The 10,331-nt window shown below is 72.2% G+C and carries 8 protein-coding genes; 6 read left to right on the top strand and 2 right to left on the bottom strand.

All coding sequences use genetic code 11. From position 1 onward, the window contains the following. The first annotated feature begins 48 nt into the window (after positions 1-48). The 5 genes from AC13HU_RS21865 (at position 49) to AC13HU_RS21845 (ending at position 5,942) form a co-directional block, all read left to right on the top strand. Positions 49-1,047 carry a carbohydrate ABC transporter permease gene (locus tag AC13HU_RS21865; RefSeq protein WP_483043614.1) on the top strand — a complete coding sequence of 333 codons (999 nt, stop codon included), beginning with the start codon at positions 49-51 and terminating at the stop codon, positions 1,045-1,047. A 13-nt stretch (positions 1,048-1,060) separates the two neighbouring features. Beyond that, positions 1,061-1,927 (top strand): sugar ABC transporter permease, encoded by an 867-nt coding sequence (locus tag AC13HU_RS21860; protein WP_483043613.1) that lies wholly within the window; start codon positions 1,061-1,063, stop codon positions 1,925-1,927. A gap of 147 nt (positions 1,928-2,074) precedes the next feature. Beyond that, positions 2,075-3,868: a glycoside hydrolase family 13 protein gene (locus tag AC13HU_RS21855; RefSeq protein ID WP_483043612.1), complete on the top strand. Its 1,794-nt coding sequence runs from the start codon at positions 2,075-2,077 to the stop codon at positions 3,866-3,868. A 34-nt stretch (positions 3,869-3,902) separates the two neighbouring features. After that, positions 3,903-4,943 (top strand): LacI family DNA-binding transcriptional regulator, encoded by a 1,041-nt coding sequence (locus AC13HU_RS21850; RefSeq protein ID WP_483043611.1) that lies wholly within the window; start codon positions 3,903-3,905, stop codon positions 4,941-4,943. 87 nt (positions 4,944-5,030) lie between these two features. Then, positions 5,031-5,942: a phosphatase PAP2 family protein gene (locus tag AC13HU_RS21845; RefSeq protein WP_483043610.1), complete on the top strand. Its 912-nt coding sequence runs from the start codon at positions 5,031-5,033 to the stop codon at positions 5,940-5,942. 45 nt (positions 5,943-5,987) lie between these two features. Here AC13HU_RS21845 and AC13HU_RS21840 read toward each other — a convergent pair whose 3' ends face one another. Both AC13HU_RS21840 and AC13HU_RS21835 read right to left on the bottom strand, forming a co-directional pair. Continuing rightward, a complete protein-coding gene (locus tag AC13HU_RS21840; RefSeq protein WP_483043609.1) occupies positions 5,988-9,002 on the bottom strand; it encodes a bifunctional [glutamine synthetase] adenylyltransferase/[glutamine synthetase]-adenylyl-L-tyrosine phosphorylase in 3,015 nt (1,004 codons plus the stop codon). Positions 9,003-9,064: 62 nt separating this feature from the next. Continuing rightward, on the bottom strand, positions 9,065-9,823 hold the full coding sequence (locus AC13HU_RS21835; RefSeq protein WP_483043608.1) for a histone deacetylase: 759 nt from the start codon (positions 9,821-9,823) through the stop codon (positions 9,065-9,067). A 123-nt stretch (positions 9,824-9,946) separates the two neighbouring features. Between AC13HU_RS21835 and AC13HU_RS21830 the strand changes: the two genes are divergently transcribed. Next, on the top strand, positions 9,947-10,331 hold a 385-nt coding region (locus tag AC13HU_RS21830; protein ID WP_483043607.1), incomplete at its 3' end, for an Asp23/Gls24 family envelope stress response protein.

Genomic DNA, 10,331 nt, shown 5'->3' with positions numbered 1-10,331 from the left:
CCCCAAGCCCCCAAGTCCCGCCCCAGGCAACGACAGAGCCGAGGAGAGATGACCACCGCCACCGTAGAACGGGCCGAGCGCCCCGGCCGCCCCGCGCGGTCCAAGGAGCCCGGGCCGGGCCTGCTGAAGTCGATCGCCCGCTCGTGGGACAAGCACTGGTACGCCTGGGCGATGGTCGCCCCCGTGGTGATCGTTCTCGGTGTCCTGGTGCTGTACCCGCTCGGATACGGCGTCTACCTGTCCTTCACCAACGCCACCGCACAGAACGTCGCCACCAATATCGGCCCCGTGCACGTGCCGGCCAGCTACCACTTCGTCGGCCTGCACAACTACTGGCAGATCATCTCCGGCCAGGACGGCGACTTCTACCCGCGGCTGGAGTGGACGGTGATCTGGACCGTCGCCTGCGTCGGGATCACCTACTCCGTCGGCCTGGGCATGGCGGTGCTGCTCAACCGGCCGATGCGGTTCCGGCTGCTGTACCGGCTCGCGCTGATCCTGCCGTGGGCGGTGCCCGCCTTCGTCGGGGTGTTCGCCTGGCGGCTGATGTTCAACTCGCAGTACGGCGTCTTCAACGACATCATCAACGTCGTCGGGCTGCCGTCCCAGGACTGGCTGGGCACGCCCTTCGCGCAGAAGGTCGCGGTCATCATCGTCAACGTCTGGTGCGGCGTGCCGTTCATGATGGTGGCGATCCTCGGCGGCCTCCAGTCGATCCCCAACGAGCTGTACGAGGCCGCGGAGATGGACGGCGCCTCCCCGTTCCAGCGCTTCACGAACGTGACGGTGCCCGGGCTGCGCCCGGTGACCAGCACGGTGATCCTGCTGAGCACCGTGTGGACGTTCAACATGTTCCCGATCATCTACCTGCTGCTGGGCAGCAACACCAGCGGCGACACCGACATCCTGGTGACCTTCGCCTACGAGAAGGCGTTCGTCGGCATCTCCGACTACGCGAGCGCGGCGTCGTACGGCATCGTCATCCTGCTGATCCTGGTGGCCTTCTCCACCTTCTACCGCAGCCGCATCAAGACCGAGCAGAGCTGAGGAGCCGTCACCCATGAGTGCCACCATTCAGCGCGGCCGCGGCCGCGGACCACGTGGCCGCGGGCAGCGCGGCACGGGCGCCTCGCTCGCCCTGCACGCCACCTTGATCGCCGCCAGCGCCATCGCGGTCTTCCCGGTGCTGTGGATCGTCTTCATCTCGCTCGGCCCGGACAGTGCCTGGCAGCAGCCCGGCCAGGTGATCCATCACCTGGGCCTGGCCAACTACCGGTTCGTGCTGCTGCACAGCGACTTCCCGCACTGGATGCTCAACTCGGTGATCGTCGCCGGCGCGACCATGCTGCTCGGCGTGTTCATCGCGGCCAGCGCCGGCTACGCGATCTCCCGGATGAAGTTCCCCGGCCACCGGCAACTGATGTGGGTCTTCCTGGTCACCCAGATGTTCCCCGTCGCGGTGCTGATCGTCCCGCTGTACAACCTGATGGCCCGGCTGGACCTGCTCGACAGCTACCTCGGCCTGGTGCTGGTGTACTGCACCATCGCGGTGCCGTTCTGCGCGTGGATGCTCAAGGGCTACTTCGACACCATCCCGCGGGAGATCGACGAGGCGGGCCGGATGGACGGCCTCAGCCCGTTCGGCACCTTCTGGCGGCTGATCCTGCCGCTGGCCCGGCCGGGCCTGGCCGTCACCGCGTTCTACAGCTTCCTCACCGCGTGGGGCGAGGTCGCCTACTCCAGCCAGTTCATGAAGACGCACTACACGCTGGCCGCCGGGCTGCCCACGTACGCGTCGAGCATCCGCGCCAACTGGGGTGCGATGACCGCCGGTTCGGTGCTCATCGCGATACCCGCGGCCGTCGTCTTCCTGCTCGTCCAGCGGCACCTGGTCACCGGTCTGACGGCCGGCGGCACCAAGGGCTGACGCACCTCGTACCCCACCGGCCCCACCGGTACGCGTCCCGCGCACCGGCCGGCACGTCCTCGTACGCACGGACCCGTACGCCCGACGGACGCAACGCCGCACGTCCGCACGCCACTTAGTCGTTCCCCCGAACCCCAAAGGGAATCAATGAGCCAGCACCTCACCGACGCGCCCAGCACCGCCGCCGCGACCGACGCAGACGCCGGGCGCAGAGACTGGTGGCGCGACGCGGTGATCTACCAGGTCTATCCGCGCAGCTTCGCCGACGGCAACGGCGACGGCATGGGCGACCTGCCGGGCATCACCGCCCGGCTGCCCTATCTGCGGGACCTCGGCGTCGACGCGGTGTGGCTGTCGCCGTTCTACGCCTCCCCGCAGGCCGACGCCGGCTACGACGTCGCCGACTACCGCGCGGTCGACCCGATGTTCGGCAACCTCACCGACGCCGACGACCTGGTCCGCGCCGCGCACGCGCTGTCCTTGCGCGTCATCGTGGACCTGGTGCCGAACCACTGCTCCGACCAGCACGAGTGGTTCAAGCAGGCGCTGCGCGAGGGCCCCGGCTCCGCGGCACGCGACCGCTTCCACTTCCGCCCCGGCAAGGGCGAGCACGGCGAACTACCGCCAGGCGACTGGGAGTCCATCTTCGGTGGCCCGGCCTGGACCCGCGTCACCGAGCCGGACGGCACCCCCGGCGAGTGGTACCTGCACCTGTTCGCCCCCGAGCAGCCGGACTTCAACTGGAACCACCGCGCGGTGCACGACGAGTTCCGCTCGGTGCTGCGGTTCTGGCTGGACCTGGGTATCGACGGCTTCCGGATCGACGTCGCCCACGGCCTGGTCAAGGCCGAGGGCCTGCCCGACATCGGCCACTCCGGACAGGTGGCGCTGCTGGGCACCGCCGCGATGCCGTACTTCGACCAGGACGGCGTGCACGAGATCTACCGGGACTGGCGGCGCATCCTGGACGAGTACGGGCCGGTGGGTGCGGCCGGCGGCCGGGAGCGGATCGCCGTCGCCGAGGCGTGGACGCCGACGATCGAGCGGGCCGCGCTCTACCTGCGCCCCGACGAGCTGCACCAGGCGTTCAACTTCGAGTACCTGACCGCCGGTTGGAGCGCCGGCTCGCTGCGTGAGGTGATCGACCGGTCGCTCGACGCGATGGGCGCGGTCGGCGCGCCCGCGACCTGGGTGCTGTCCAACCACGACGTGACCCGGCACGCCACCCGGCTCGGCAACCTCCCGCCGGTCAGCGCCGGGCAGACCCCCGAGGCGCCGCCGACCCAGCTGCGCACCCCGGGTGACCGCGAGCTCGGCCTGCGCCGGGCCCGCGCGGCCACCTTGCTGATGCTGGCGCTGCCCGGCTCGGCATACCTCTACCAGGGCGAGGAGTTGGGGCTGCCCGACGTCACGGACCTGCCGGACGAGGTGCGTCAGGACCCGTCGTTCTTCCGCGCGGCCGGGCAGGACGGCTTCCGCGACGGCTGCCGGGTGCCGATCCCGTGGTCGGGCGGCTCGGCGCCGTACGGCTTCGGTCCGGTCGAGGGCGGGCCGAGCTGGCTGCCGCAGCCCGAGCAGTGGGCGGAGCTGAGCGTCGAGGCGCAGACCGGCGATCCCGAGTCCACCCTGGAGCTGTACCGCGCCGCGCTCGCGGTGCGCCGCGACCACCCCGCGCTCGGCGCCGGCACTGCCGTGACCTGGCTCGACGCGCCCGAGGGAGTGCTCGCCTTCCGTCGTGACGCGACCGGCGGCGCCTTCGTCTGCACCATCAACCCCACCTCGTCGCCGGTACGCCTGCCCCGGCCGGGCCGGCTGCTGCTGTCGAGCGAGGGACCGGCGGCGGGACCGGACACGCACCGGCCCGACGATCGGCCGATTACCGACGATTCGGGCGAGTTCGTCACGATCGCCGCCGACACGGCAATTTGGTGGGCGATCTGACATGGCGGTGTTCCGCCCCGTAGCATCCGGTGCTGTGACCGCGCGGCTCGCAGACATCGCAGCCCAGGCGGGGGTCAGTGAGGCGACGGTCAGCCGGGTGCTCAACGGCAAGCCAGGTGTTTCCGCGGCCACCCGCGAATCCGTGCTGGCCGCGCTGGACCTGCTCGGGTACGAACGCCCGGTCCGGTTGCGGCAGCGCAGCGCCGGCCTGGTCGGGCTGATCACCCCCGAGTTGGGGAACCCGATCTTCCCCGCGATGGCGCAGGTGATCGGCCAGGCGCTGACCCGGCAGGGCTACACCCCGGTGCTGGCCACCCAGACCCCGGGCGGCTCCACCGAGGACGAACTCGTGGAGATGCTGGTCGAACGCGGGGTGGCGGGCATCATCTTCGCCTCCGGCCTGCACGCCGACTCCACCGCCGACACCGGGCGGTATGCCCGGCTCCAGGGCCAGGGCGTGCCGTTCGTGCTGATCAACGGCTACTCCGACAAGATCGACGCGCCGTCGGTGTCGGTGGACGACCGCGCCGCGGTGGGGCTGGCCGTCACGCACCTGGCCGCGCTCGGGCACCGCAGGATCGGCCTGGCCGTCGGGCAGAAACGGTTCGTGCCGGTGCAGCGGAAGATCGAGGGCTTCGTCGCGTCCATGGGCGAGGTGCTGGGCCTGCCGACCGGCGACGCCGAGGCGCTGGTGCAGCACTCGCTGTACACGCTGGAGGGCGGGCAGGCCGCGGCCGGTGCGCTGATAGCCACCGGCTGCACCGCGATCGTCTGCGCCTCGGACATGATGGCGCTCGGCGCGATCCGCTCCGCCCGTCAACTGGGCCGTACGGTGCCCGGTGACATCTCGGTGGTCGGCTTCGACGACTCCCCGCTGATCGCCTTCACCGATCCGCCGCTGACCACCATCAGGCAGCCGGTTCCCGCCATGTGCCAGGCCGCGGTGAACGCGCTGCTGGAGGAGATCGGCGACAACCCGCCCCCGCACAGCGAGTTCGTCTTCATGCCCGAGCTGGTGGTCCGCGGCTCGACGGCCGCCGGGCCGGCCGACCGCGGGCGGCCGTCGGCCGGTTGACCCGCCGGGCCGACACGACACGCGGGATGTCCGATTCAGCGGGCATGGGCCCTGTTTGACCGGCCGGATCTGGCAGACTGGTGTCCCATGGGGGAATCGACCGCCAACACCGCCAAGTCGCTGAAGGACCGCCGCACCGACCCCTCCGACGCCGCCGGAAACGGCGCCGGGCGGGGTGCGGGCGGCGCTTACCGGGCGCCCGGTCACGGCTGGTCGCCCGGCGCCCTGCTGAACCGGCTGCGCACCCCGCGCCGGCCCCGGCTGTGGTTCGAACTGGTGCTGATCGGCGTCAGCTACTGGCTGTACTCCCTGATCCGCAACGCGGTCCCCGCCGAGCGCACCACCGCACTGCGACACGCCGCCGACGTGTGGAGCTTCGAACGCCACCTCGGCCTCGGCATCGAGCACAGCGTCAACCATGCGCTGAACTCGGTGACATGGCTGATCGTGGGGATGAACTACTACTACGCCTCGCTGCACTTCGTCATCACGATCGGCGTGCTGGTGTGGCTGTACGTCGCCCATCCCGACCGCTACGCGCCGCCCCGGCTGGTGCTGTTCGCGACCACCTGGCTGGCGCTGATCGGCTTCTGGGCCTACCCGTTGGCCCCGCCGCGGCTGCTGGCCGGCGCCGGCTTCATCGACACGGTCGCCGTGCACCACACCTGGGGTTCGCTGTCCCAGGGCAGCCTGGCGCACGTGTCGAACCAGTACGCGGCGATGCCGTCGATGCACATCGGCTGGTCGCTGTGGTGCGGCGTCACCGTCTTCAACCTGGCCCGGCGCAAGTGGGTGCGGCTACTGGCCCTGCTCTACCCGCTGTTCACCTTCACGGTCATCATCGCCACCGGCAACCACTTCTGGCTGGACGCGGTCGGCGGCGTGATCTGCCTGGCCGCCGGCTACGGACTGGTGTGCCTGCTGTACGGCCGCTGGGTGTACCACCTGCCGCGGTCCTGGGAGCAGCAGTTGGCGGAGCAGCACACCGGGAAGTCCTGAACCGCTGCCGGCCAGCCGCCCCACCTCACGCGTCGCCGCCCCACCTCACGCGTCGTAGAACAGCCGGTCCACCACCGCGCGGGCGCGGCGGGTGCGGCGGCGGTAGTCCTCCAGCATGTCGCCGACATGGCCGGCCGGATAGCCGAGGTAGCGGCCGACCGCGGCCAGCTCCCGGCCGTCACCGGGAAAGGTGTCACCGGGGCGGCCGCGGACCAGCATCACCGCGTTGCGCACCCGGGTGGCCAGCACCCACGCCTCGTCCAGGACCTGGAGGTCCGCCGCCTCGATCAGGCCCTCCGCGTGTGCGGCGGCCAGCGCGGCCCGGGTACCGGTGGTGCGCAGCGACGGCAGCCGGGCGCCGTGCTGGAGTTGGAGCAGCTGCACCGTCCACTCCACGTCGGACAGCCCGCCCCGGCCGAGCTTGGCGTGGGTGGTGCGGTCGGCGCCGCGCGGCATCCGCTCGCTCTCCATCCGGGCCTTGAGCCGGCGGATCTCGCGCACCGCCTCCTCGTCGAGGCCGTCCTCGGGGTAGCGCAGCGGATCGATCAGCGCGATGAACCGCTCGCCCAACTCCCGGTCGCCGGCCACCGGGAGGGCCCGCAACAGCGCCTGGCTCTCCCACCCCAGCGACCAGCGCCGGTAGTACGCCTCGTACGACGCGAGGCTACGCACCAGCGGGCCGGACTTGCCCTCCGGCCGCAGATCGGCGTCGATCAGCAACGGCGGGTCGGCGGTGGGGATCTGCAACAGCCGGCGCAGTTCGTTGGCGACGGCGATCGCGGCGCGGCCGGCGTCACCGCTGTCGGCGCCCTCGCGCGGCTCGTGCACGAACATCACGTCCGCGTCGGAGCCGTAACCGAGTTCGCGGCCGCCGAAGCGGCCCATGCCGATCACGGCGAGGCGGGTGGGCAGCGGGTGCGCGTCGCCGCCGGTGACCGCGTTGACCGCGGCCCGCAGCGCGCCGGCCACAGTGGCCGAGGTCAGCCCGTACACGGCGGTGCCGACCCGGTCGACGAGAACGGCCGGGTCCAGCGGGCCGTCGGACTCCTCGTCGTCGCCGTAGGTGTCGATCAGGTCGCCGGCGACGGTGCGGAACAGCTCGCGGCGGCGGACCCCGCGGACGGCCGCGATGGCCTGCTCGGGGCTGTCGGCGCGGCCGACGGCGGCCAACACCTCCTGCTCCAGCGCCTGGTGGTCCCGGGGGGTCAGGCCGTCCCTCGACCCGAGCAGGGCGACCGCCTCGGGGGCGCGCATCAGCAGGTCGGGGGCGAGCCGGCCGGAGGAGAGCACCCGGGCCAACCGCTGGGCGGCGGCGCCCTCGTCGCGCAACAACCGCAGGTACCACGGGGTCTTGCCCAGCGCGTCGGAGACCTTGCGGAAGCCGAGCAGCCCGGCGTCGGGGTCCGCGGAATCCGCGAACCAGCCGAGCAGCACCGGCAGCAGGGTGCGCTGGATGGCGGCCTTGCGGCTGACCCCGCTGGCCAGCGCCTCCAGGTGGCGGATCGCCGCGACCGGGTCGGCGTAACCGAGGGCCTGGAGCCGGACCCGGGCGGCGTCGGTGCTGAGCCGCGTCTGGTCGGTGTCGAGCTGGGCGACGGCGTCCAACAGCGGGCGGTAGAACAGCTTCTCGTGCAGCCGCCGCACCTCGCGGGCGTGCCGCTTCCACTCCCGGTTGAGGGTCTGCACCGGTTCGGCGCGGAAGCCCAGGCCCCGGCCGAGCCGGCGCAGTCCCGCCTCGTCGTCGGGCACCAGGTGGGTGCGGCGCATCTTCTGGAGCTGGATGCGGTGTTCCATCAGCCGCAGGAAGCGGTAGGCGGCGTCCAGGGCGGCGGCGTCGGCGCGGCCGACGTAGCCGCCGTTGGCGAGGTCGGCGAGCGCGGTGAGGGTGTTGGCGCTGCGCAGGCTCGGATCGGTGCGGCCGTGCACGAGTTGCAGGAGCTGCACCGCGAACTCCACGTCGCGCAGGCCGCCGGGGCCGAGCTTCAGCTCCCGTTCGAGCTGTGCGGCCGGGATGGTCTCGACCACCCGGCGGCGCATCTCCTGCACGTCGGTGACGAAGTTCTCCCGCTCGGCGGCCTGCCACACCATCGGGCGGATCGCGGCGACGTACTCGGCGCCGAGTGCCACGTCCCCGGCGACCGGCCGGGCCTTCAACAGCGCCTGGAACTCCCAGGTCTTCGCCCACCGCCGGTAGTACGCGACATGGCTGCTGAGGGTGCGCACCAGCGGGCCGTTCTTGCCCTCGGGGCGCAGGTTGGGGTCCACCGGCCAGATCGTGCCCTCGGCGGTGGTGTCGGAGCAGATGCCCATCATCCGCACGGCCAGCCGGGTCGCGGCCCGCAGCGGGGCGGTGTCGTCGGTGGCGCCGTTGTTTTCGGCAGCGCCCTCGGCCGGTTCGGCGACGAAGATGACGTCCACGTCGGAGACGTAGTTCAGCTCGTGGCCGCCGCACTTGCCCATGCCGATCACCGAGAGCCGGCAGGCCGCCGCGTCCTGCGGCAGCTCGGCGGCGGCGATCGCCAGCGCGGCGCGCAGCGTGGCCGTCGCGAGGTCGGCCAGCTCGGCGGCGGTACGCACCAGGTCGTTGGTGCCGCACACGTCCCTGGCCGCTATGCCGAGCAGGCACCGCCGGTAGGCCGCGCGCAGCGCGTCCGGGGTGCGGACGGCGGCCAGCCCGTCCTCGAACTCCTCGACGCCCGGATGCAGATCGCGTGCCTCGTACGTCACCAGGGCATGCCAGTCCTCGGGGTGCCGGGCCAGGTGGTCGCCCAGCGCCTCGGAGGCGCCCATCACGCCCAACAGCCGGTCCCGCAGCGGTTTGGCGGTGGTCACGGTGTCCAGCAGGGTGCGGCGCTCACCCGGCTCCAGCGCTTCGGCGAGCCGGACCAGGCCGAGCAGAGCCTGGTCGGGGTCGGCGGTGGCGCCGAGCGCTTCGAGCAGCACCGGGTCGCCGCGTACGCCCGCGAGCACGTCGTCCTCCAGCAGGCGCTCGGCGGTCGCGGCATCGGTGAAGCCATGCCGCAGCAGCCGGGAGAACGTACTGCTGCGTCGCCCCTGCATGAGCCCTCCCGGGGGTCACCACACTCACCACACGACGAACGGCCGCACCTGCTCCAGCCGCCTTACGAGCCTAGCCGTCCGGCGGGTCCGGGGCGCCTAGCGGGGCCTGCGGGTTCGCCGGGTTCGCCGGGCCGACCAGGTCCCCCGGGTCCGCCGGGTCCCCCAGGCTTCCCCGGGTCCCCCGGATCGATCGGATCGGCCTGCTTCACCGGCATGAGTACCCCGTCGCGCGCGGTCCAGTGCCCGGCCGCACCCGGGCGCTCGGCGAGGTAGCGCGCGACGTCCGCGCCGTCCCAGCCGCCGGCCTCGCGCAGGCCCGCCGCGAGGTGGTCGAGGTAGCCGGCCGACGGCACCGTCCACGGCACGTCGGCCATCGCCCACGGCGCGGTGAACGTCAGCAACCGCACGCCGTCCAGCGAGCCGGCCCGCACCAGCGTCTCGTAGCGGCCCGGGCCCAGCCGGCTCCGCCCGGTGGCCAGCACTTCCGTGAGGTCGAGGTCGCGGCCGGGCTCGGCGTACATCTCCTGTGCGGCGATGTCGGAGAACTGGCCGACGGTGATCAGGTGTGCGCGGGCCAGCGCCCGGCCGGGCGTGTCCGGGTCGTAGAAGGCGCGCCCGCCGCCCCACACCGGGGAGTGCGTCGCAAAGTACACGGTACCGGGCAGTTCCCACGGCACGGATCTGGCCGGCGGTGCGGTGTCCCGGCAGCCCGGGTAGTCCCGCGCCCCGCCCACCGGACGGCCCCCGACCAGGTACCGGGCCAGCCGGGCCAGGTGCGTGTTCGAGCCGTAGGAGACGTACCAGACCGTGTGCGCGCCCATCCGCCCAGTGTCACCCGGGCGGAGCCGTACCGCATCGGAGATGCACGGGTGCCGATGCGGGTTCACAGTGGTAAAGAGCCCGCATTTCGTCAGCGAGCAGTCGAGAGGGAAGGGGCTTGCCCCATGACAACCGCGGAGAACTCCACCAAGACCGGACCCGGGCGCAAGAAGGACATCGCCGGGAAGACCACGATCGCCGACTCGGTGGTGGCCACCATCGCCGGGATCGCCACCCGAGAGGTCGAGGGCGTTCACGCGATGGGCGGCGGCGCCGCGCGAGCGGTGGGGGCGGTACGCGACCGTGTCTCCCGCTCCGACGACCACACCCGCGGGGTGAAGGTCGAGGTCGGCGAGGAGCAGGCCGCCCTCGACATCGACGTGGTCGTCGTCTACGGCACCCACATCGCCGAGACCGCCTCCGACATCCGCAGCAGCGTCACCAGCGCGGTGGAGCTGATGACCGGACTCGAAGTCGTCGAGATCAACATCAACGTCCGCGACGTCAACG

The sequence above is a fragment of the Streptomyces sp. NH27 genome, assembly GCF_056859195.1.
Note: the sequence above shows the minus strand (reverse complement) of the source record. Positions and strands in the feature narration are given on the sequence as shown.

Coding starts and splice junctions, on each gene's coding strand:
- AC13HU_RS21865 (WP_483043614.1), top strand. CDS start 49: ATGACCACCGCCACCGTAGAACGGGCCGAGCGCCCCGGCCGCCCCGCG.
- AC13HU_RS21860 (WP_483043613.1), top strand. CDS start 1,061: ATGAGTGCCACCATTCAGCGCGGCCGCGGCCGCGGACCACGTGGCCGC.
- AC13HU_RS21855 (WP_483043612.1), top strand. CDS start 2,075: ATGAGCCAGCACCTCACCGACGCGCCCAGCACCGCCGCCGCGACCGAC.
- AC13HU_RS21845 (WP_483043610.1), top strand. CDS start 5,031: ATGGGGGAATCGACCGCCAACACCGCCAAGTCGCTGAAGGACCGCCGC.
- AC13HU_RS21840 (WP_483043609.1), bottom strand. CDS start 9,002: ATGCAGGGGCGACGCAGCAGTACGTTCTCCCGGCTGCTGCGGCATGGC.
- AC13HU_RS21835 (WP_483043608.1), bottom strand. CDS start 9,823: ATGGGCGCGCACACGGTCTGGTACGTCTCCTACGGCTCGAACACGCAC.